We start from the raw sequence: 22,940 nt of genomic DNA, 5'->3' as shown, positions 1-22,940 counted from the left end.
GGTTTGAATAGTACTTTTTACTTTTCGAAACAATTGGATGTGATTGTTTTCCCAACTGCGATATAACTTCTGTAAAAGCTTGATTTAATTTTTGGTTGATTTTATCCTCATTTATTAAATGTTTAGATATATAACCCAAAACACGACTCTTCTCTTCAGCGTCGTCTTCATCATCAGAGTCTTTCCATCGTTTTGCAATTTCGACAAGAGTGGCGAATATCAGTTTATGGTGTTTGTCTTCAAATACGTTACCATAGTTAAGAAGAGAATTACACAACAGCCCAACGTTTTCAAGTAACTCAGAGTACTCATCTTCAGTAAAATCGAAGTTTCCTAACAATTTATGTTCGTTGAATATTCTGTTTATTTTTTGAAGCAATTCGTCTATATCCTCATTAATCACATTTTCGCATGTTGTTCTACGCTTTTTTAAGGGTGCTGATAACTGTTTATCTTCTGCATCTGTATCATTTGAAATAAATTGAGGTTTCGTTTTATGAACACTTTTCTTTGTAGATGAATCTTTTTTTAATGATGTTGATTTTCTTCTACCTGTTGTTTCAGTAGCTGATTTCTCTTTGATGCTGGTTTTGTTGGTTTCTTCTATATCATTTTCATCTAAGACTTTCGTTTCAACTTCACCATCTTCTGAATCATATTTGCTTTCAGGTTCATTAACGACAGTATCAGTTGTAACATCATTGTCATTTTTGTTTTGATGTGTTAAATCATTTTGTATTTCCTCATTTTTATTTTTTTCAACTTCAATTGGTGGTTGTTCTAATACTGTATCAGAAGTACTATTTTTTTCAATGGTTTTAATTTCTTCATGATAATTTGAATTTGGGTCACTACTAGTTTTTTGACTCTTAGTCTCACATTTAGTAACCTCAAAATCAGTCGTTGTACTGTTAGATTTGTAAAGATTTCGTTTTCGTTTCGTTTGAACGATTTGAAGTAAAAATTTAAATATCTGATTAATGTATTCCTTCATGTTAGTGTGTGTCAAGGCTGTATCGATGCTTTTAGTGCGTTGGTAAAAATTGCACTCTTTTGCAAATTTTGGTCTGTGGATCGGCTCGTGCGATTTGCAAATGTGTGCAATGTGCGTTGGCTTTCCCAATTGCCCCTTAGGGCAAAAGTGCGTGGGCAAAACAAAATCTTCATCGAAGCAGTCATATTATTTTGATTGGTTTAATTTAGTTCATTTTTGGTTCTTTTTTCTTCATTCAACCTTGCAGGTTGTCTGTCTTCCCAAACGATACAATATTCTTTCACGCCGGAAATATTGTCACCTTCCTGTCTTTTATATTTCCACATCATCAAACCGGTTTTTGATGGTTGCATGGAGAAATGCCTGTTAAACGGCAGTTTGACGGGAATTCCCCGGTGTTTAAAAAATCTTCTTCTCCGCCTTATGTTGCCCTGTGTAATCAATGTTTTGGTTTTTAGTGGCTTAAAAGTAAGCATAAATTATATTTTTCAAATAAAAAGGAGGCCGTTATTTTTTAGTGAAACCGTCGCCGGACAAAAAGGGAAGCGTGGGGGACTTCCCCTGTATTGAATGGTGGGGAATGGGCGCTGAGTACGCAATGTTTAATATTCAAAATGAAGAACAGCAACGATATAGTTATCCTCTTGTATGAAAAAGGGATTGGATACAACCGGTTACTTTTGTAAGTTTATCCCGACAAATGCTAAAGTCTCCTGAAACTTACAATAAGTGATCGACGTTATCAGCAACCAGCTCGTGGTGTACCTCGATGCCATGATTATCGGTTCATTTTCCCGGGTTAAAATTCAACTCGGAGAACTTCCTTTTTTTCTGAATGAAAAATTTCCACATGATGCTGTGAGGATAAATTTCATTGTGGTCCTCTTCCCGGATAAGTGATTTTAATTCTTTTCTTTTTCTGATAAGTGACCTTAAGTTCCGGTAAAAAGAAGCATGCGCTTTAACAACTGCCCAAAAACTTTGGAAATGGAATCCAAAAATGAATTTAACAGCAGCCACGCCATCCAGCACCATCCGGGTAAGTAAAATGCGGTGGAACCATGTTGGCGGAAGGTTTTTGTACAGCATAAATAAGTTGTTGCGAAAATTGAGGTAAACCTTTTGGGGGCTGTCATACGACAAAGTGCCGCCCCCCAGGTGAAAAACCACGCTTGCAGGCTGGTACATAATTTTGAAGCCCTGGTTTTTCAACCGCCAGCACAAATCAATCTCTTCCATGTGTGCCCAGAAATCACCATCGAAACCGCCAGCTTTCCAGTAAGCTTCTGATTTTATAAACATACAGGCACCGCTGGCCCAAAATATTGGCGCAGGTTTGTTAAACTGGCCTAAATCGGGTTCTGTCCGGTTCAGGATCCGGCCACGGCAAAACGGATACCCGAAGATGTCGATAAATCCGCCGGCTGCACCGGCATATTCAAATTTGTGCGGTTTTCTGTAGCTTAATATTTTGGGTTGAACAACTGCAGTATTTTTGTCTTTTTCAAGCAGTTCAATTCCTGTCTCCAGCCAGTTGGGCGTTACTTCCACGTCGGAGTTGAGTAAAATATAATAATCGGCATTCACCTGTTTTAACGCCTGGTTATAACCTTCGGCAAAACCGTAATTTTTATCGAGAACAATAATTTTAACGGATGGAAAATTGGTTTTTAAATGGTTGACAGAGTTGTCGGTTGACGCGTTGTCAGCCACATAAACCTCGATGTTTGGAGATTTCGAATTCAGAATAACCGATGGCAGGAAGGTGCCGAATAATTTTTCACCATTCCAGTTAAGGATTACAATGGCAACCTTTTTGTTGTCGGGCATAGTTTTTTGCGTTAGGAAGTGAGCAGTTTTGAAATAATGGATGCGAGATTTTCCTTCTCGAGGCCTTCCAGAATTTCCTGTATTTTTTCTTCTTTCTCCTGTTCTCCTGATTTTAAAATGGTTTCCAGTTCTTTTGATTGTCTGCCGGTCAGTTCATCTTCAAGCAATTCTTTAATTTTTAATTTTTCGTGTTTTTGCTGCGGGAGCCCCAGGTTTTCGAGTTCCGATATTACTGCATCCAGGATTTCTTTGGCCTGAATCCTCACCGGGTCTTTGTCTTTGGCCGAACCGCCAGCAAAAGTATCGCGCAGGCTCCAGCTCGAGTAATCGTAATGAAGGTTCTGAATCATTTTTATTTTGGAATTCTCTTTACCAAAAATGCGTTCCAAAAAAATGATGGTGCGGTTTTTCCAGGCCTCCAGGTCAAACTTTTTGTCGTCGAGCCGGGCGATTTGTTCTTTCAGCAAGGTAATTTCTTTTTCGGCCATAAGATGCGATTTATTTGTGCTGCAATTTACGAATTCTGGCGAAATGTGCAGTTAATTCAGGCCATTAAGATATGGCAGGAGTTTAAAGTGCTTTATAATGCACATAAGAAAGTGTATTTTACTTCTTTTCACCCAAATATTTATGAATGATTTTATAGAATGCAGGATAGAAGTTTTCGCTTGCTGCGACAATTTCACCGCCAAACAGCCAGTTGTCGCCTCCGTTAAAATCGGAAACTTTTCCGCCGGCCTGCTGTAAAATGAAAACTCCGGCTGCCACATCCCAGGCGTGCAGGGCATGTTCAAAAAAAGCATCGAAGCGGCCTGCCGCCACGTAACAAAGATCGACGGCAGCCGAGCCCAGGCGGCGCAACCCGCGGGTATTTTTCATGAGGTGTTTCATGGCGGCAATGTAGTCATCCACCCGCTCGAAGTCGTAATAGGGAAAACCGGTGCCAATTAATGTGTCTTCCGGTTCCGAAGCCGTGTTAACCCCTATTTTTCCCCCGTTCAAATAAGCCGGACTGTCTTTCCATGCATAAAATAGTTCATCGAGGCCGATTTCATAAACCACTCCCAACACCAGCTCGTCGCCTTCCTTTAAGGCAATACTTACCGAGTGCGGCGAAATTCCGTGTATGTAATTGGTGGTGCCGTCCAGCGGATCTACGAACCACAAAAATTTTTCGCCGGCCTCTGAAGCGGTACCTTCTTCTGCCACAAATCCGCTTTCGGGGATGAGTTCCTTTAGAGCCGAAACAATGCGCGATTCGGCTGTCTTGTCAACATAAGTGACCAGGCTGGCCGCACTTTTCAACTCCACATCTTTTTCAGAAATTTTTGTTCGTTCCCCGCGGATAAAATTTCCTGTTTCGCGGGCAATTAGCTGAACCTGTTCACACAATGATTTGTAATCGGTTATGTCTGTCATAATTATTGATTTTAGTCGTAATGAAACCGGCATTTGGCGATGAAAATTTTATCTTCTTTTACCTGGTAAATCAGGCGGTGTTCGTTGTCGATTCTTCTGGACCAGAAACCTTTGTATTTATATTTTAAAGGTTCTGGTTTTCCCAGACCGGAAAACGGATTTCTTGCAATGTCTTTTAGTAATTGGTTGATTCTCTTAAGTATTTGTTTATTGTTTCGTTGCCAGTAGAGGTAATCTTCCCACGATTCATCGACAAAAATATATTTCATGGGGCAAACTTTAAGGTTCAATCAAATCTTTCTGGATGAAATCTCCTTTCCTGTATTTTTCGATGGCAGCATCCAGCCGTTGTTCATTTTTTCGGGATGAAAGTTCATGCTGGGTGGCACGCAGTGAGTTGTATTCGTCAAGCGACATGATGACAACTCCTGAATCTTTACCCCGATTAATAATCAGCGTTTCAAAGTTCTCGGTTACGCTGTCGAGGTATCGTTTAATTTCTTTTCTGAAATCGGAAAGTGTTGTTGTTATCATGATTGTAAAAATTTGTACGTATTCATGTACAAATATAGTAACAATGCAAGACTTTTAAAAATGAAATTACTGTGCGTTTGTGTACTCAGACAATGACTATCTTTCTGACTTCCCGCAGATTTCGCAGATAAGCGCTGATTTTTTTTGATTTCTGCAGAAATCAGCGCAATCAGCGGGAGATTCTTATTTAGATTTCTACAGATGTTTTCAAAAATATCAAGTCATTTCAATTTCCACATGGCCGTTCGGAATAATTGATTTCAGTTTCACCCTTTCTAACTGGTTGATTAATTTTTCGTTAAAAGACGTTTCCACTTTAATGTAATTTTCAGTGAATCCGCTCATCGATTCACCATTTTTCTGTGCTTCGAATAAAACGGTTTGCTCACTTCCCAAATGTTTTTGGTAGAAACTGCGCAGTTTTTTCTCCGACAGGTTGATGTACATCTGCGTTCGGCGTTTGCGGTCTTCCACATCCACTTTCCACGGGATTTTGAGCGCCTGGGTTCCGCTTCGTTCAGAGTAGGTAAATGCGTGAAGCTGCGAAATTTCGAGCCCGTTAATAAAATCGTACGATTCCTGGAAAAGCGTCTCCGTTTCGCCGTTGGTGCCGGCAATCACGTCAACGCCAATAAAAGCGTGGGGCACCAGTTGGCGGATGAGTTCAATCCGGTGTTTGAATAATTTTGTGGAGTACCTGCGTTTCATCAGCGATAAAACTTCGTCGGAACCCGATTGTAGCGGAATATGAAAATGTGGCATCAGAACTTTTGAACCCGCTACTAATTCAATAATATCATCTTTTAGCAGGTTGGGTTCGATGGAGCCCAGCCTCAAACGTTCGAGGCCTTCGGTTTGCTCCAGTGCTTTTAATAAATCGAGGAAATTTTCGCCGGTCGATTTTCCGAAGTCGCCAATATTAACACCGGTTAAAACAATTTCTTTAAAACCCTTTGCTACGGCTTTATGTGCTTCTTTTACAGTGTTTTTAACGGAGTCGTTCCGGCTACGGCCGCGGGCGTATGGAATGGTGCAGAACGAGCAATAGTAGTCACATCCATCCTGAACTTTCAGGAAACTGCGGGTGCGGTCGCCCCACGAAAAGGCCTGATGGTAGCTTTTAATGTCAGGCAGGCGGGTGGTCCGTACTTCGGTAGTCTTTTTCTTATGCAGATTTCCGAGGTATTCAGGAATTTTAAATTTTTCCTGTGTGCCAAGTACGAGGTCAACACCTTTTATCTGGCCAATTTCATCAGGCTTTAACTGCGAGTAGCAGCCCACAACAATCACCATCGCATCCGGATTTTTTTTTGTTGCCTGGCGAATGATATTTCGGCTCGATTTGTCGCCCTGGTTGGTCACCGAGCAGGTATTGACTACATAAACATCTGCCTTTTCATCAAAGTCAACACGCTCAAAACCTTCCTCGGTGAAAGTTCCTGCAATTGAGGAGGTTTCGCTGAAATTGAGTTTGCATCCCAGTGTATAAAAAGCAGCTTTTTTCCCTTTATATCGCATTTATATTCAGTCTAAATAAAAATGCAAAGTTAGAAAAAAGCCACTATCTGCAAATACTTTAATTGTTGTCTTTAATGCATCTCAAATTTCCCTCCATTGGAGGGGGAGGCTTTTAAAGCAGGTTACTGGCCAGCTCTGCCAGGTAGCTCCGTTCGCCTTTTACCAGGTTGATGTGGGCAAAAAGTTCCTGGTTCTTCATGTGATCGACCATGTAGGAAAGGCCGTTCGATTTCATGTCGAGATAAGGTGAATCGATTTGCTGCAAGTCGCCTGTAAATATCATTTTTGTCCCTTCTCCTGCGCGTGTAATTATGGTTTTAATTTCGTGTGGCGTCAGGTTTTGGGCTTCATCGATAATAAAAAACGAATTGGACAAACTTCGACCGCGAATATAAGCCAGCGGGGTAATTACAAGCTTTTCATCTTTTTGCAGCTCTTCAATTTTCAGGTACTCCTGGCTGCGCGGGTTAAAAGCATGTTTTATTACCGAAAGATTGTCGAACAGCGGTTGCATGTACGGATTGATTTTTTCGGAAGCATCGCCGGGTAAAAATCCCAGGTCGCGGTTACTGAGGGCCACAATTGGGCGGGCCAGTAAAATCTGGTCGAACGATTTATGCATCTCGATTGCTGCTGCAAGGGCCAGCAGTGTTTTCCCGGTACCTGCTTTTCCGGTAAGTGCTACCAACTGAATGTCCGGGTCCATTAAAACATTCAGGCTGAAAGTTTGCTCGGCGTTTCGTGGTTTTATGCCGTAAGCCGGTTTCTTTTCCACCCGCTTGATGCGTTTGTCTTTGGAGTCGTACCTGGCCAGCACACTTGAATTGTTACCTTTAAAAATGAAACATTCATTGGCTTCGGGCTTAATTTCTTTGAATTTTTCAACGGGAACCGAACTTTGTTCGTATAACTGTTCAATTAAATTATCATCGAAATTTTCAAATGTGGTGATGGTTTTGTCCAGCACATTTTCATCGGTCACCTGGTCGGTTTTGTAATCCTCAGCTTTAATACCGAGCGATTTGGCTTTCATGCGCAGGTTGATGTCCTTGCTCACCAAAATTGTTTTTCGGTTTTGGTACGCTTTCGAGGTGTAGTCGGCAATAGCCAGAATGCGGTGGTCCGGAATATCTTCGCGGAACGACGTTTTCATGGCCTCCGAAAACGGTTTGCCGGTTTCAATACGCAGTTTGCCCTTTCCTTTTCCCAGCGATTTGCCGCCGTTAAAAAGTTCGTCGCCCACAATCTCGTCGAGGACGCGCACAAATTCCCTTGCCTGGTAATTAATCAGGTCGTTTCCCCTTTTGAATTTATCCAGTTCCTCCAGTACGGTTATCGGAAGGATAATGTCGTTATCCTGAAACTGGTAAATACAGGTGTGATCGTGTAAAATGACATTCGTGTCGAGAATGAAAATTTTACTTTTACTGGTTTTGCTCAACATAGTGGTAGATTTGAATTTCCTAAATGTAGATAAATTCAAAATATTTGTTGAGGCACATTTCATTTTTTAATAAACTTGTAGCGGTTAATAAATATTTCTGATTTTGAATTATTCTGAAACACTTGATTATTTGTTTTCCCGTTTGCCCATGTATCAACGGGTAGGGCCGGCGGCTTACAAAAACGATCTCGATAATACTTTGCAGCTCGATAATTTTTACGCGAACCCGCACCGGCGTTTTAAAACAATACATGTTGCGGGAACCAACGGAAAAGGATCGGTTTCGCACATGCTGGCTGCCATTTTACAGTCGGCAGGTTATAAAACCGGACTTTACACATCGCCTCATTTAAAAGATTTCAGGGAAAGAATTCGTATTGACGGGGAAATGATTCCTGAAAAGGAGGTAATTGGCTGGGTTGAAAATTATAAAGCTAACAATGAGCTGTGGAAAATTAAGCCCTCTTTTTTCGAACTTACCGTTGCCCTGGCATTCGACTATTTTGCGCGTAGCAAGGTTGACATTGCCATTGTGGAAGTAGGGTTGGGGGGCCGGCTCGACTCCACTAATATCATCACCCCGGAAGTTAGCATTATTACAAATATTGGGATGGATCATACTGCATTGCTCGGCGATTCACTTGAAGCGATTGCAAAAGAAAAGGCCGGCATCATTAAAAACAAAATCCCGGTTGTTGTCGGAACTACTCAGAAGGAAACACGGCAGGTTTTTACTAAAAAGGCTGCTGAACAAAAAGCTCCCCTGTATTTTGCCGACAGTGAATATTTAGTTTCTTATGCCATGAATGATTTTGAAGGGAATCAGCTATTGGCAGTTGAAAAAAACGGGAAACAGATTTACCGGCAATTGAAACTGGGTTTGAAAGGTGCTTATCAGCAAAAGAATTTGCCGGCGGTATTAAAAACGCTGGAGTTACTGAAAACCAAAGGCTGGGATATTCCACAGGAAAATATTGAAACGGGGTTGGCTGAAGTCAGTAAACTTACCGGATTACTGGGCCGCTGGCAGGTTTTGGGGGCCAATCCGCGAATTGTTTGCGACACCGCGCACAATGCCGATGGACTAACTGAAATTGTGAAGCAGATAGCACAAACGCCATATAAGAAACTGCATGTTGTTTTTGGGATGGTGAGCGACAAGGAACCGGAGAAAATTTTGAAACTGCTGCCTCAAAATGCAGTGTACTATTTCACTAAAGCGAACATCCCGCGTGGCCTCGATGAAAATATTCTGGCAAAATATGCTGCTGAATTTGGGTTGAAAGGACAGGTTTTTTCTGATGTTAATGATGCTTACAACGAGGCTAAAAAGAGTGCCGGAAAAGATGATTTTATTTTTGTGGGCGGGAGTACATTTATTGTTGCCGAAATTTTGTGAATTATTTTTGCAGAACTGAAAATACGTTTTATATTTGCAGCGCCTTTCCGAAAGGGGGCGCGTTCAGAGTATACATTATATTTCGGGGGGTTAGCTCAGTTGGTTCAGAGCACCTGGTTTACACCCAGGGGGTCACTGGTTCGAATCCAGTACTCCCCACAAAAAATTAAAGAGTTGCAAAAAAGCGCTCAACAAGGCCTGGCTGAAAACCAAACCCAACCGAAATCAGATCGAACTATTCAAACTAAACCTGAAGCAACTACTTGGTCACATCAGCGAAACCGAATCGGAAGAATTTCATAAAAACCTGGTGAGCACATTTCTGAAAAGCACGTATTATCACGACCGTTTCTTCATGGAGAATGGAATTATACAATTAGTCAAAAAACATTATTAAATGATTAATTTATTTTTTTACAGTCTCTTAGGGTAGGCTGGCTTACATGAAAATCTGTGATAAGCTGAATTTTAACTTTGAGTTTCGACAGCCGAAAGCCTGTTTTTGCCATTTCAGGTCTTTTCCGTCCCATTCAAACGTTGCTATTTGTATCTTTGGTTGTTATGAGAAAAAGTATCCCGGCAAATTATATCAGAACTGCCCTTATCCTCTCGCTGGTTATCAGCCTGACCATCCATTTCTCACTGATGACCACCGTGCTGTTTGAACAGGGGCACAGGCACCGTGACGACTACTTCACCTTTCCTTTTTTTGTTTATGAATTTTTCACCACTTTTGTTGTTGCAACCGTCGTTTTTTTCATGAACTACTTTTTAATTTCGCCTTTTGATGTTAGAAAGAAAATCAACCTGAAAAAAACGGTTATTTCACTGGTTGTCACTTTTGTTGCGATAACTGTGCTGCTGTTTGCTTTTCTGGGCCTGAGAAATGTTTTTCATTTCAACATTAACCTGTACAGACATACCGAAGAACTTTTTTCGCGCAACTATTTCGGAGCCGCTATTGCTTATATTTCATTGATTATTATTCACTTACTCCGCCTGAAAAAGCACATGGAACTGGAAAACGAAAAGCTGCGCAACGAAAGTCTCCAAAGCCAGTTCGAATCGCTAAAAAACCAGTTGAGCCCCCATTTCCTGTTCAATTCGTTAACGGCTCTGAAAACATTAATCGACGATTCGCCGGGGGTAGCCAAACAATATGTGAACCACCTGTCGCAGGTTCTACGCTACACCCTGAAAAGAAACCGCAAACAGACGGTTACCCTGGCCGAGGAACTGGAATTCACCGAATCGTATATTTTCCTTTTAAAAATTCGGTACGATGAAAACCTTCGGGTGTCCATGAAAATTAAAGAAGGAACCAAAAACCTGCTGTTGCCGCCCCTAACCATTCAAACCCTGGTTGAAAATGCAGTGAAACACAACGAAATAAGCAAGGATTTTCCACTTACAATTCACATTGAAACTACAGAAACCGGACTGCTGGTGAAAAACATAATTCAGCAAAAAATGACACCGGAGGAAGGTACCGGCATTGGATTGACCAACTTGTCGAAACTGTTGCGTATTTTAGGCGAAAAAGACATTGAAATCAGCCGGAATGAGAATGAATTTTCAGTGGAAGTGCCCTTCTTAAAACCTAAAAAATGAAAGCACTGATTGTAGAAGACGAAAAGCCGGCGGCCCGGCAATTGGTAAATATTTTGAATGCAACTGGTAAAATTGATGTGGTTGAAATTACCGACAGCATCAAATCAACCGTAAAATGGCTGGAGACAAATCCTCAGCCCGACCTCGTTTTTATGGATATTCACATTGCCGACGGCAGTGCTTTTAAAATTTTTGAACATGTGGATATTCTGTGCCCGGTAATTTTCACCACTGCTTACGACGAATACGCTTTGGAAGCATTTAAGGTAAACAGCATCGATTACCTGCTGAAGCCCATCACGAAAGTGGCGGTTGAAAAAGCGCTTTCAAAACTCAGCCGGCTGACTTCGCCCGGTCAGTTGCCGGACCAGATTCAGCAACTGCTGGCATCGATGAAAGTAAGAAAAACGTACCAAACCCATTTTTTAATTCCACTGAAAGGCAGCAAAATGGTTCCGGTGGCGGCAAGCGATATAGCCTGTTTTTATATCGATTCGGGAAAAGTTACAGCCAAAACCCTTGAAGAGAAAAGTTATCCGCTCGATTTTACGCTGGATGAAATTACGACCAAACTCAACCCGGATGATTTCTACCGCGCCAACCGGCAGTTTATCGTTGCAAAAAAAGCCATAAAAGATGTGGATTTCTGGTTTGGCAGCCGGCTGTCGATCAACCTGAAAATCCCAATTCACGAAAAAATTCTGGTGAGCCGAACCAAAGTTTCGGAATTTAACGAATGGTTCTCCGGAAGATAGTTTAATCCATTTCAGCTTTCAGCAATTCAATCCTTTTTCCAGACATTTCACCTCCTGTTTTGTCGGCTTCAATCCCAAAACTGAACTTTCAGCGAATGAATCCATCAAAAAGAACAAAAGAATGGAAGTTCAACATTAAAAAAGATTAAATGAAAACGGAAAGAAGGAATAAAAACGGGAACAACAGATTTACCCGAATCATGCGCTCGCTGCACCGCGATATTGGATTTATTTTGATTGGCCTGACAATCATTTACAGCCTCAGCGGCATTTTGCTGATTTACCGCGACACCGGATTTTTGAAAAAAGAGCGGCAAATTACCCTTACCGTTGAACCCAACATGGAACCGGAAGACCTTGGAAGAACATTGCGGATGCGTAATTTCGAAATTGTGCGTACCGACGAAAATAGGATTGTTTTTAACAATGGCTCCTACAATAAGTCAACCGGAGTGGTTGAATACACCAGTACTGAACTTCCCCAGTGGCTGAGTAAAATCAACAGTTTGCACAAAACATCCACCCGTAGTCCGTTGCACTGGCTTGGAATAATTTATGGTATTCTGCTGTTTTTTATGGCCATTTCCTCATTATGGATGTTTAAATCAGGAACCGGTTTGTTTCGCCGGGGAATTACACTTGCTGCCGGCGGAGCAGCCACAGTGTTGATTATTTTATTACTTTATAAAATGTGACCACTTTTAAAAGATTGAACAAAAATCCAAATCAACTTGTAAACTTTAATATATGAGAAAAAAAACCATTTCCCGATTAACCTTTGTTTTACTTGGAACTTTAATTTCAATAATGGGGTTCGCCCAAAATGAAATAAAAATTGAACCGTTAAAATCGGAAATTGAATTTGACGGGATACCGGCAGAACCTGCGTGGGAACCTGGCACTTCATTCCCGCTCACCATGCACTTTCCGGTATTTGGTAATTCACCATCGGAAAAAAGCGAGGTTTTTATCACTTTCGACGATACCTACCTGTGGATTGGGGCCCGTTTGTTTTACAACGACATGTCAAACGTGGTATCAACCAGCAAAAAGCGGGATGAAGAGTCTGAAAATTCTGACTCATTTGGAATTTTAATCGATACTTACGATGATAACGAAAATGCCCTGGGTTTCTTCACCATGCCCTCAGGATTAAAAATTGATTACTCCGTTTCAAACGACGGGCAGGGTGGAGGTTCCGAAGGAAGTAAAAATTATACATGGAACTCATACTGGGATGTTGAAACAGTGATTACTGAAAATGCGTGGCTTTTAGAAATGCGCATCCCATTTTCAAGTTTACGGTTTCAAACCGTAAACAATATTACACGAATGGGGTTGATAATCAACAGGAACATCAGTCATGCCAACGAGATTGATACCTGGCCGGCCATCGATACCAAGTATGGCCGGGGCGCTAATTTGCGACCGTCGTTGGCCGGGGCAATAGTATTTGAGGGGATTGAGTCAAAAAATCCGGTTTATATTTCACCCTATATTCTCGGAGGTACCTCCAAAAACTACAATTTGAATGAAGCAGGCGATGAATATGTAAGTTCAAACGATCCTGAGTTTACAGGCGGGCTCGATGTGAAATACAATTTAAACAATAACTTCACACTCGATTTTACGGTCAACACAGATTTTGCACAAGTTGAGGCCGATGACGAGCAGGTGAATTTAACCCGCTATTCTCTATTTTTCCCGGAAAAGCGATTATTCTTTCAGGAGCGCTCCGGCATTTTTAGTTATGAACTGGGAGGCCCGCAAAACCTGTTTTACAGCCGGAATATTGGCATTGCTCACGGAGAGCCGGTAGATATTCTTGGTGGAGTGCGGTTGGTGGGCCGGCTCGGAAAGTGGGATATCGGGTTTCTGGATATGAATACCACAAAATTTAATGGAAATCCGGCAGAAAATTTTGGCGTGGTCCGGCTTAGAAAACAGGTCATCAATGAAAATTCTTATGTGGGTGGTATGGTAACTTCCCGCGTTGATTTTGAAGGGAATTACAACGTGGCTTATGGTTTGGATGGAATTTTCAAATTGACGGATGTGGATTACCTGGATGTGAAACTGGCTCAGTCGCAGGAGAATTCAATCGATACAGAAGTTTTTTCAACCAGTCCCGCTTTTTTCTCCATCGAATTACAGCGCAGAGCAGAAGAAGGATTTTTATACGAGGGAAAATATGCGTATTGGGGTAAAAATTTTAAACCGGGTTCTGGTTTTATTTTCATCAACAATATTCACGAAGTGAGAGGTACGTTGGGATACGGCTGGTTCCCGGGCGAAAAATCTCCCATTTTTAAGTATTCTTTCGAGAATGATTTTGAAATGACCAAACGCATTGGCGATGGAAAGATTGAGCAAATGGAAATTGCCACCCAGTTTAAAATGGATTTAAAAAGTGGTTACGGAATGTTTCTCTCACTGGGATACAACCAGGAAGGACTGTTACACGATTTTTATTTGCCGGACAACATTTTTGTTGAAGCAGGAGATTATACATTTTGGAACCTGATGACACACTTCAACACACCAAGAACAAAAAAAATTGTTACGAACTTTAGTATTGACGGAGGGGGCTTTTATGACGGGAAGCAATTTTCAGTAGAATTTGAGCCTGAATTCAATCTCTCGTCAAGTTTGCAATTATCAGCAACCTATAAATTAGATAAAGTCAGTTTTGCTAACCAGCATCAAAGTTTTACAAACAACATCGCACGTGTAAAAGCTACTTATATGCTGAACACGAAATTATCGATGAGTTCATTCATTCAGTACAATGAACTTGATAACATATTGCTGACCAATTTTCGGCTCAGGTACAATCCGCGCGATGGAAATAATTTATACCTGGTGCTCAACGACCTGAGAAATGCCGACAAATCGCAAACATTACCAGAATTACCAGCGTATTTAAACCAGACAATCATGTTAAAATATACACATACATTCCGTTTGTAAGAAACAATTAACACATACACGCCTTACAAAACCGGTCTCCATCAGGGCCGGTTTCGTTTTTTAGCAGAAGCAGTTACTAAAATACTCAGCCTACATTTTTTGTACATTTGCTGTTCAGCCGATTTAAAACCAGTTTATGCGAACAAAACATGGATTATAGCGAAAGAAGAAAACGGGTGGAGGACCTTCCCATTTACAAAAAGGGGGAAGAGATTTATCAAATGACCCGGAAAATTTGCGATTTAATTCCAGAAGACAACGAACATCTTCAATTTGTTAAAGGGCAAATACTTGCGGATGCCAGTCTGCTCACGGCAAAAGTGGCCGGTGCCGAGGGTGGCGATTTGTACGACTTGCGCATGGAGGCAGCAGCCATTATCCGCAAGGCCGCCCGCGACCTGATGGTTTCCAACCATTCGCTGGAAATGTTCGGGTTTGAGGAAGTGGAATATTTCGATATTGTGCGCGATTTGATTGAAGAGTATCGCCTGTTGTTTATTGACTGGGTAGCCGGATTCGACCAATGGAACTACATCATCGACCGCTGGGGGCTGTTCAATCCACCGGGTGTGGGACCATTCGACAAAGATCCCGACGACGATATTCCATTTAATCCGGAAGATTTTTTCGGAAACGAAGATGATGAGGGTTAGTTTCATAAAAAAATCCGTCTTTCATATCAGTCAAATGGATTGAAAGGGATCGAAAAGCAAAGGGGCGCACATGCGGGCCAGCATGATTTTCACTTCAAACGATGTGATAATTAACGCCGGTGTAATTGCAGCCGGCATACTGGTTCTGCTCACCCAATCGAAATATCCCGATTTGATTGTGGGGACCATCGTTTTTCTGATTGTTGTGCGTGGAGCTGTTCGTATTTTAAAATTGGGGAAATAGCTTCAAAGTCCTTCTGCTTTGAAAAATTTGAAAATGAACAATTAGCCCCGTCCCTGCCTCTGCACCTCAAGTCAACACCGGTTTTCGGTGCTTCTGGTTACTTCACCGTCCACTCGTGTAACCCTGCGGAATATTCCTCCGAAAGCTGCACTTCCAGCTTCATGGCCGGGGTGGTAACCGGCGAAAAAACAACCCGGTTCAATTCATCTTCCATGAGCGGGTAAGGCATTTCGGCATCCACCTCCACCCAGTTTTGTCCGCGCTTGTAATACAGTTTATACCACTCGGGCAGGTCGCAGCCACCCTGCGGAATATCTTTCAGCCAGTACAGCCCACATTCCGAAATTGTTGTCGGTGCTTCAAAATTGTAAACTACCCAGTGGGTTTCGTTTGTTGCCGGCCACCAGTGGTAAATCGTGTGGGTTTTGTCGACCGAATGTTCTGGCAGAAGCTGGTCGTTAATCCCGCGCAGCGCGTTGGTTTCCAACGAAGCTTCAACTTCACTTTCGGAGGCGATGGAAGGCAATGGCTTGGGGAGGGCCGATTCTTCGGATGTGGAAATCCATACAGCCATTTGTCCTTTTCCGCGGTGTGCCCAGGCATAATAGGGGATGGCTTTAAATTCACGTGGATAAGTTTCTGTTTCTCCTTCACTGTTTACTGTTTTTGTACCCAGTGCATCACCCGAGATCATATTTATTCCACCCAGTTTTTCCGGTTGAAAGGCATACGAAAGTTCAGTGTTCTCTTCCAGAACCAGGCTTAAAATATCCGGATCGTCATAATCGGCCCACTCGGCACAGTAAACCAGTGGCCCAAGTTGCAATGCCATTTTTCCCCGATCGTCTTCAATATTCGGGTGGGCTTTTATTTTCCTTATCTCGTACGGAAATGAAATTTCTACCTTATCACCTGATTCCCAGTCTTTGGAAATTACAGCGTATCCGTTTTCAGTATCCGGTGAAATGGTTTCGCCATTCACCTTAAAGACAGTGGATGAGGTTGGCTGATTCATAAATGAGTACAAATCGCCCGGAACAGGATTTTCTGAAGCCCACCCGGGAATCCGGATAAAAAGATTGGCACTGGTGGTGGTTTGCGGCTCAATTTCAATGGTAACATTTCCATTCCATGGCATGTTGCCCTGCTGTGTGAGTTTCAGGTTTCCGTTTTGCGTTTCAAACGTTGTGGAGCCGGGAACAAAGAGGTTTACATACAGGTCGCTTCCGTTTTGTGCATAAATGTAGTTGGGCATTGACGGGATAAAACGCGAAATATTCGACGGGCAGCAGGCGCATCCGAACCATTCGCTGCGTTCGTGCTGGCCTCTCGATTCCAGCGGGTTGGGGTAGAAAAAATGGTCGCCGTTGAGTGAAACGCCCGACAGCACATTGTTGTACAGCGACCGCTCCAATACGTCGATGTATTTGGCATCGCCGGTCATCAGAAACATGCGGTGGTTCCAGAACACGTTGGCAATTGCCGCGCAGGTTTCGCAGTAAGCACGTCCGTTGGGCAGTTCGTAGGGGCCGCCAAAACCTTCGTGGCCGCCCTCGGCACCAATTCCGCCAGTGATGTACAGCTTTTTATGTACCACATCTTTCCATATACTGTTGATGGCATCAACATATTGCTGGTCGCCGGTGAGCGCCGCCACATCGGCCATGCCGCTCCACATGTAGGCTCCGCGCACCGAGTGGCCAACCGCTTCGGTTTGTTCCACTACCGGCAGGTGCGACTGGTTGTAGGTGGTTTTTTCACCGATTCCTTTTCCGCGGATATCGAGGAAAAATTTGGCCAGGTCGAGGTAGCGCTTTTCACCGGTAACACGGTAGAGTTTCACCAGCCCGATTTCAATCTCCTGGTGACCGGGGAAGTTTTCAATTTTCCCGTACCCGAATTCGCGGTCAACCAAATCGGCACTTTTAATGGCAATATCCAGAATTTTTTGTTTGCCGGTAGCCTGGTAGTAAGCTGTGGCAGCTTCGTAAAAGTGGCCCAGGTTGTAGAGTTCGTGGCTTAGGTCGTCCACGTTTTCCCACCGTTCTTTTCCAATCCAGTCGTGGCCGTTTTCGCCCATAATTGTGCGGTTGGTAAACAAATAACCATCTTCCTCCTGTGCATCGTAAATCAGGTCAATCAGCGAGTCGATGGTGCTTTCCAGTTTTTCATCCGGGAACATTTGCAGTGAATAAGCAGCGCCTTCAATGATTTTGTAAATATCAGAATCATCAAAAGGATAGGGCGAGCAAAACTCTCCCTCCATGTGGCCGCCGGCAATGGCAAAATTGTCGATACGACCGGTTTCATCGCTTTTCTGAATGGCAATGGGAATGGTTACATCGTGGTTGGTTTTTATGCGTTGCGACCAGAAATTATCTTCCACATTCACTTTTGTAAATGAGACAGGAGAAATGGGGTATTCGTTGTTCTGCTTGTTTGAGCAGGCGTAAAAAAGAAATAAGACAGCAATGAACAGAAACAGTTGGCGCATGATTTAATTTTTTGGTTACAGCAACCAAAATTAATGAATTGATTTCAAAAGTGTTTTTCCTTCGGTGAAATATCAGCAAAATATTTCACTGTAATCTTACTAATTCTGAATGCTGGTTATTTTTTTAGTCCGGCCACTGCATGGTATGCATTCTTGGGTTTTCTTTCGCGGTCGAACAGCAGCGGATAATTTGTGCGGCCACGCACCGGGAAATTATTTTTCCACGATTGGGCATCGGTTGTTCCCCAAAAAGTAACCCGGTCAATTTTATCGCGGTGTTTCAAAAATAGCTTGAACAAATCCTCGTATCGCTTTGTGAGTTTGTTGTCAATTTCGGGCGGTAAACCCTCGGTGTACGGGTTGAGTTCTTCAGAATAATCTGCCCTGTTGGAAATTTCGGCCGAGCTCTCCCACCTACTGGGCAGCACGTCCACATCAAGTTCCGTGATATGTACCCGTAATCCTGTTGATGCAAAGGCTTCAATGCTGGCTTCTATCTCATTAATGTCGGGTGAGTCCAGGCTGAAGTGTCCCTGCATTCCAATGCCATGTATAGGTACCCCTTTTTTCTGAAAATCTTTTACCATTTTCACTACAAAATCACGTCGTTTGGGATTAACCATTCCATAATCGTTATAGAGCAGATGACAATCGGGATCGGCTTCATGGGCCAAATGAAAGGCCTTGTCCATAAAATCAGGTCCTGCGATTTCGAACCAGGGACTTTTACGCCATCCATCCTCAGGTGTTACCGATTCGTTTACCACATCCCAGGCATTTATTTTTCCTTTGTAACGGTCAACCAGCGTTGAGATATGGTTTTCCATCCTTTTGAGTAATATGTTTTTACTTACGGCGTTCCCGTTTCCGTCCTGAAAAATTGTGCGGGGCACCTGGCTGTGCCATACCAAAACGTGCCCCACTATTTGCATGTTGTTTTCCAAACCGAACTCCACAATCTGGTCGCCAATATCGTACCGCCACTCATTTTCAGCGGGGTGTACCCGCGACCATTTGAGCGCATTTTCGGGGGTAATAGAATTGAATTCGTGTTTAACAAGGTCAAGCAGTTCGGTATTGTTTCGTGAAAATGTCCGGCCACTAACAGCTGTTCCAATAGTGAAATCGTTTTTGTACAGTTTGCCCAGTCCTGTGTTTGCTGCTGCTTTGTGCCATGCTGCTGCTTTTAAAGTTGCCAGGGTGCCCAGGGCTAATGATGTAGTTCCGATAAAACGTCTTCTTTTCATTTTTTGTTCGGTTTCAATTTTACTCTGCAATTATAAAACTGTTACAAGGTATTAATTTATACTAATTCAAATATATTTGACTTAATTAAATCAAAAAGAAAAACATGCTGGAAGCGCGATTGAAAGTTGTGGTTTAGTATTTTATTATGAAGATTATAGCTTTTAACACCCCTTAAACGGTCGGTAGTAATCAGTAGCCAGTAGTAATTCAGGCGTTGTTTCTGGTAAAGCATCAGTTTTTTATCTTTTTTCTGAATAGCTTCCCTGATGTCGGCCACCACATTTTGGGAAACCCCGAGGTTGTTGGAACGTTCCCAAAACGATTTTTTCAAGGCAGGGTGGTTGACAATCAGCATGGAATCAATTCCCCGGGGAAGCGATCCGGAATCCAGTGTTTCTCTGAAAAATGAGGCTGTCGTTTTGTTTTCAACCGATTGCCGGATAATATTTGCCAGCTGAACTGCCAAAATGAGTTTTCGCTCATCCTCGATGGTTTCATTTCCGGAGAACAGGAATTTTACAAACAGCCGAAACGGTGAATTGCTTTCAAAAATTTGCCGTGTGGATTCAATAATATCTTCTTTTAATTTTTGTTGTGAAAGTTCCTGCTTATCCGGCGTTTGGGCATTTATTGGGTTCAGCCGGGTAAGTTCAATACCCAGGTTATTGCGGCTTTTCAGCGTCACAATAAAATCCGGCGACTCCCAAGGAGTCATTTTCCCTTTCGGGAAATCGGGATAGCAATCTCTGAAGTAGTGCATCAGTGCTATTTCCAATTGTTTTTTTTCCGATTGCATCAGACTAAATTTTCCGAAAAATAAACATAAAAAGTACTTTTCGCGAAGAAATTAATTATTAATAAGCTCGAAGAAATTATTTTTTGTAATTGTATTTAATTGATTCTTACCATATTTTTTTTCAAATGAATCAGGGATTTTAATACGTTTTTTTGATTTCCACTTAAATTCAAAAGTCTCCAGTTTACCACCTGACTCTTCAAGTAAGTCAATTTCGGCACCATCGTATGTTCGCCAAAAATAGTAGTTGATTCTTTTCTGAGTAGCATTGTTTTTTTTAATTCTTTCGTTTATGCAGAAGTTTTCCCAAAGTGACCCGATATCTTGCCGGTTTTCGAGTGGGGAAAAATTATTAAGAATTGCATTACGAATCCCCAGATCATAAAAAAAATACTTTTTACTTTTCTTTAATTCATTTCTCAGGTTTGAACTGAATGTGCCAATCTGGTAAATTACAAATGTTTTCTCCAGCAAATTGAGATACCTGGTTACCGTTTGTGATGCGATCCCAAGCAATTCACCCAGTTCATTAATTGAAACTTCACTGCCAACCTGTAGGGCTAATGCTTTTAGTAATTTATGCAGGAGTGAGTGATTTTTTATCCGCTCGTGAATTAAAATATCTTTATATAAATAGTCCGATGCCAGCTCGCTCAAAATTATTTCTTTACGGCTTTCAGGGGCTGTCAGGACAGCCGGGTATTGCCCAAAAAGCAATAAACTTTCTAAGTTCTCCTCAATCCACAACCACCCATCTTTCATTTTTATTTCATTTAATGAAACCGGCAATAATTTTAATTTTCTGTTTCTGCCCGTGAGTGGTTCGGTTATTTTGCCGGCCAGTTCAAAACTGCTCGAACCGGTAGCAATAATTTTCCCGGCAAGTGAATTTTCATCATATAGAATTTTTAGAAGTTCCCCAATTTGGTGGACTTTTTGCGCTTCATCAAATACAACAATTGCTTTTTCACCGGTTAATTGTTTAATCCCTGGAATATTTTTATTTTCCAAAACTTCATTAATAACAGTTTTTTCACAGTTTAAAATAATACTTTTTTTATCTGCGAGTATAGTGTTCAGTAAAGTTGTTTTTCCCACCTGTCTTGCACCATAGATTATCAGTACTTCCTTCTCGCGAAGTTCAACTGTGGGTACATTATTATTTCATTTTCAACAAAGTTAAAAATTTCAGCCTAATTTTTGAACGATGTTTAACAAAGAAAGGATAAATATTTATTGACTGGAAGTTGTAACTTTGTTTCATTCTACTTAATATTTTACAAGAATGAAAACCACTTTCAAAATACTGTCTCTGCTCGTTGCCGCTTTTGCAGTTTCTTTTACTGCTTTTTCTCAGAATCCGGATGATAAAAAAATCGTTGGCAACTGGAGTGGCGAACTTGAATTACCCACTCAAAATATGGAGTAGATTTTTAAAATTTCGGTAGATTCAACCGGTGAGTTGTTTACAAAAATGGATGTTCCGCTCCAGGGGGCAAAAGATTTACCTGTAACTCAAACTGCATTGAAAGGCGACAGTTTGAAAATTACGGTGGGCATGATAATGGGAAAATACGAAGGAAAGATTGAAGACAATTCAATTGTAACCGGAACCTGGAGTCAGCGGGGGACAGAATTTCCGCTGACACTGACCAAAAGAATGAAAGTAACTGAGTTGAAGCGGCCTCAAACTCCGCAGCCTCCGTTTTCCTATTTTTCCGAAGAAGTTGAATATTTGAATCCGCTTTCATGCTTGAAACTGGCCGGAACACTTATTATCCCGGGAAATGAGGATGATTGTCCGGCAGTAATATTGATTACCGGTTCGGGGGCACAAGACCGCGACGAAACGATTTTTGGGCACAAACCATTTTTGGTGAAAAATTAGCTTTCAAAAAAAAAGCTACCCGAAACCGGATAGCTTTTATAATATTGTTCTGGGTGAAATTAACCGTCGAGCGAATAACGTTCGAAAGCGGTAACAACCAGTTCTTTGTCGTTTTGAGCCAGGTAATCTTTAACGGTAATTTTACCGTCTTTAATAAACGCCTGGTTAATTAGAGTAACTTCTTTAAACCATTTGTTGAGAGACCCTTGTGCAATTTTGTCGAGCATTGCTTCAGGTTTTCCTTCCTGGCGGTATTTTTCTTTGGCAATTTCAATCTCTTTGTCGATAGCTTCCTGCGGGATAGTGTCTTTGTCGATTGCAATAGGCGACATGGCAGCTGCCTGCATGGCCACATCTTTAGCAACCTGTGTTTCAACACCATCTTTATTGAACCCTACCAAAGTAGCCAGTTTATTTCCGGGGTGGATATAAGCCACAACGGTTTCAGCTTCTATTTTTGCGTAGAATGAAAGCTCGAGTTTTTCGCCAATTACACCGGTTTGCTCAGTTACTTGTTTTTCAATGGTTCTGCCATCCAATTCAAGTTGTTTGAGCGCTTCCAGGTTTTCGGGTTTTTGTGCAAGTGCTACATTCAGGATACTGTCGGCAAACGCGACAAAATCTTCATTTTTGGCTACGAAGTCGGTTTCGCAATTCAGGACTACCATCGCACCCAGTTTTTTATCTTCTGTTACTTTTGCAAGAACAACACCTTCAGAGGCTTCCCTGTCGGCACGTTTGCTGGCAATTAATTTTCCTTTTTCGCGAATGATTTCGAGTGCTCTGTCGAAATTACCATCGGCATCTTTCAGGGCGTTTTTGCAATCCATCATCCCTGCACCTGTTAATTTGCGTAACTTGACAACGTCGCTTGTTGTGAAAGACATAAAGCTAAATTTTAAATCGATTTATTATTGAGTAATCTTACAAACTAATTAATTTTTTTCTTCTTCTGCTTTGGCCTTTTTCGGCTTTTCTTTCCTCACCTTTTTTTTCTTTTTGGGTGCAGGTTCATCTTCGTCTTTGCCTTTTTCGGCTTTTCTCTCTTCGAGGCCTTCTTTAACTGCATCAGTCATTGCACCCACAATCAGTTTAATTGATTTCACCCGTGCCCCCAGATCCCGGAATAGAGCGGCCACCGTG

The 22,940-nt window shown here is 41.9% G+C and carries 23 protein-coding genes, 1 tRNA gene and 2 pseudogenes; 11 read left to right on the top strand and 15 right to left on the bottom strand.

Annotation, left to right across the window (positions count from 1 at the left end):
* From ACTCNA_RS13030 to ACTCNA_RS12990, 9 genes are all read right to left on the bottom strand, one after another.
* Positions 1–994, bottom strand: a 994-nt coding sequence (locus ACTCNA_RS13030) for a hypothetical protein (protein WP_462948357.1), incomplete at its 3' end; no start/stop codon positions are given.
* Between the two features lie 200 nt (positions 995–1,194).
* The gene (locus ACTCNA_RS13025) at positions 1,195–1,470 is read right to left on the bottom strand and encodes a hypothetical protein (protein ID WP_462948356.1); all 276 of its coding nucleotides are present in this window, start codon (positions 1,468–1,470) and stop codon (positions 1,195–1,197) included.
* Between the two features lie 310 nt (positions 1,471–1,780).
* Entirely contained in the window at positions 1,781–2,824 is a 1,044-nt protein-coding gene (locus ACTCNA_RS13020; RefSeq protein WP_462948355.1) for a glycosyltransferase family 2 protein, read from the bottom strand.
* An 11-nt stretch (positions 2,825–2,835) separates the two neighbouring features.
* The gene (locus ACTCNA_RS13015) at positions 2,836–3,312 is read right to left on the bottom strand and encodes a hypothetical protein (protein WP_462948354.1); all 477 of its coding nucleotides are present in this window, start codon (positions 3,310–3,312) and stop codon (positions 2,836–2,838) included.
* 118 nt (positions 3,313–3,430) lie between these two features.
* On the bottom strand, positions 3,431–4,243 hold the full coding sequence (locus tag ACTCNA_RS13010; protein WP_462948353.1) for an inositol monophosphatase family protein: 813 nt from the start codon (positions 4,241–4,243) through the stop codon (positions 3,431–3,433).
* Between the two features lie 11 nt (positions 4,244–4,254).
* On the bottom strand, positions 4,255–4,512 hold the full coding sequence (locus tag ACTCNA_RS13005) for a Txe/YoeB family addiction module toxin (protein WP_462948352.1): 258 nt from the start codon (positions 4,510–4,512) through the stop codon (positions 4,255–4,257).
* A gap of 10 nt (positions 4,513–4,522) precedes the next feature.
* Complete coding sequence (locus tag ACTCNA_RS13000) at positions 4,523–4,777, bottom strand: type II toxin-antitoxin system Phd/YefM family antitoxin (RefSeq protein WP_462948351.1); 255 nt, start codon at positions 4,775–4,777, stop codon at positions 4,523–4,525.
* A 216-nt stretch (positions 4,778–4,993) separates the two neighbouring features.
* Positions 4,994–6,295: a tRNA (N(6)-L-threonylcarbamoyladenosine(37)-C(2))-methylthiotransferase MtaB gene (mtaB, locus tag ACTCNA_RS12995; RefSeq protein WP_462948350.1), complete on the bottom strand. Its 1,302-nt coding sequence runs from the start codon at positions 6,293–6,295 to the stop codon at positions 4,994–4,996.
* A gap of 112 nt (positions 6,296–6,407) precedes the next feature.
* Complete coding sequence (locus ACTCNA_RS12990; RefSeq protein ID WP_462948349.1) at positions 6,408–7,739, bottom strand: PhoH family protein; 1,332 nt, start codon at positions 7,737–7,739, stop codon at positions 6,408–6,410.
* 103 nt (positions 7,740–7,842) lie between these two features.
* Between ACTCNA_RS12990 and ACTCNA_RS12985 the strand changes: the two genes are divergently transcribed.
* From ACTCNA_RS12985 to ACTCNA_RS12945, 9 genes and pseudogenes are all read left to right on the top strand, one after another.
* A complete protein-coding gene (locus ACTCNA_RS12985; protein ID WP_462948348.1) occupies positions 7,843–9,138 on the top strand; it encodes a bifunctional folylpolyglutamate synthase/dihydrofolate synthase in 1,296 nt (431 codons plus the stop codon).
* An 84-nt stretch (positions 9,139–9,222) separates the two neighbouring features.
* Positions 9,223–9,297, top strand: a tRNA-Val gene (locus tag ACTCNA_RS12980).
* A gap of 25 nt (positions 9,298–9,322) precedes the next feature.
* A pseudogene (locus tag ACTCNA_RS12975) lies at positions 9,323–9,535 on the top strand (DUF7149 domain-containing protein); the annotation flags it as partial.
* A 164-nt stretch (positions 9,536–9,699) separates the two neighbouring features.
* Positions 9,700–10,749, top strand: coding sequence for a sensor histidine kinase (locus ACTCNA_RS12970; protein WP_462948347.1), 1,050 nt, complete (start codon positions 9,700–9,702; stop codon positions 10,747–10,749).
* The gene (locus ACTCNA_RS12965; protein ID WP_462948346.1) at positions 10,746–11,504 is read left to right on the top strand and encodes a LytR/AlgR family response regulator transcription factor; all 759 of its coding nucleotides are present in this window, start codon (positions 10,746–10,748) and stop codon (positions 11,502–11,504) included. Before ACTCNA_RS12970 ends, ACTCNA_RS12965 begins: the two co-directional genes overlap by 4 nt.
* 149 nt (positions 11,505–11,653) lie before the next feature.
* A complete protein-coding gene (locus ACTCNA_RS12960) occupies positions 11,654–12,199 on the top strand; it encodes a hypothetical protein (RefSeq protein ID WP_462948345.1) in 546 nt (181 codons plus the stop codon).
* A 52-nt stretch (positions 12,200–12,251) separates the two neighbouring features.
* Positions 12,252–14,474, top strand: coding sequence for a carbohydrate binding family 9 domain-containing protein (locus ACTCNA_RS12955; RefSeq protein WP_462948344.1), 2,223 nt, complete (start codon positions 12,252–12,254; stop codon positions 14,472–14,474).
* Between the two features lie 149 nt (positions 14,475–14,623).
* On the top strand, positions 14,624–15,127 hold the full coding sequence (locus ACTCNA_RS12950; RefSeq protein WP_462948343.1) for a hypothetical protein: 504 nt from the start codon (positions 14,624–14,626) through the stop codon (positions 15,125–15,127).
* A gap of 70 nt (positions 15,128–15,197) precedes the next feature.
* The gene (locus ACTCNA_RS12945) at positions 15,198–15,371 is read left to right on the top strand and encodes a hypothetical protein (protein ID WP_462948342.1); all 174 of its coding nucleotides are present in this window, start codon (positions 15,198–15,200) and stop codon (positions 15,369–15,371) included.
* 97 nt (positions 15,372–15,468) lie between these two features.
* Here ACTCNA_RS12945 and ACTCNA_RS12940 read toward each other — a convergent pair whose 3' ends face one another.
* The 4 genes from ACTCNA_RS12940 to ACTCNA_RS12925 form a co-directional block, all read right to left on the bottom strand.
* On the bottom strand, positions 15,469–17,865 hold the full coding sequence (locus ACTCNA_RS12940; RefSeq protein WP_462948341.1) for a glycoside hydrolase family 127 protein: 2,397 nt from the start codon (positions 17,863–17,865) through the stop codon (positions 15,469–15,471).
* A 116-nt stretch (positions 17,866–17,981) separates the two neighbouring features.
* Complete coding sequence (locus ACTCNA_RS12935; RefSeq protein WP_462948340.1) at positions 17,982–19,112, bottom strand: endo-1,4-beta-xylanase; 1,131 nt, start codon at positions 19,110–19,112, stop codon at positions 17,982–17,984.
* A gap of 56 nt (positions 19,113–19,168) precedes the next feature.
* A complete protein-coding gene (locus ACTCNA_RS12930) occupies positions 19,169–19,909 on the bottom strand; it encodes a hypothetical protein (protein ID WP_462948339.1) in 741 nt (246 codons plus the stop codon).
* 51 nt (positions 19,910–19,960) lie between these two features.
* Positions 19,961–21,028 carry an ATP-binding protein gene (locus tag ACTCNA_RS12925; protein ID WP_462948358.1) on the bottom strand — a complete coding sequence of 356 codons (1,068 nt, stop codon included), beginning with the start codon at positions 21,026–21,028 and terminating at the stop codon, positions 19,961–19,963.
* A gap of 166 nt (positions 21,029–21,194) precedes the next feature.
* Between ACTCNA_RS12925 and ACTCNA_RS12920 the strand changes: the two genes are divergently transcribed.
* Positions 21,195–21,338: a hypothetical protein gene (locus tag ACTCNA_RS12920; RefSeq protein ID WP_462948338.1), complete on the top strand. Its 144-nt coding sequence runs from the start codon at positions 21,195–21,197 to the stop codon at positions 21,336–21,338.
* A 45-nt stretch (positions 21,339–21,383) separates the two neighbouring features.
* Positions 21,384–21,797, top strand: a complete 414-nt coding sequence (locus tag ACTCNA_RS12915) for a hypothetical protein (protein WP_462948337.1) — start codon at positions 21,384–21,386, stop codon at positions 21,795–21,797.
* 59 nt (positions 21,798–21,856) lie between these two features.
* Here ACTCNA_RS12915 and tsf read toward each other — a convergent pair whose 3' ends face one another.
* Both tsf and ACTCNA_RS12905 read right to left on the bottom strand, forming a co-directional pair.
* Positions 21,857–22,684: a translation elongation factor Ts gene (gene tsf, locus ACTCNA_RS12910; protein ID WP_462948336.1), complete on the bottom strand. Its 828-nt coding sequence runs from the start codon at positions 22,682–22,684 to the stop codon at positions 21,857–21,859.
* Between the two features lie 48 nt (positions 22,685–22,732).
* Positions 22,733–22,940, bottom strand: a pseudogene (locus tag ACTCNA_RS12905) (hypothetical protein); the annotation flags it as partial.

This window comes from Tangfeifania sp. (assembly GCF_055108615.1).
Note: the sequence above shows the minus strand (reverse complement) of the source record. Positions and strands in the feature narration are given on the sequence as shown.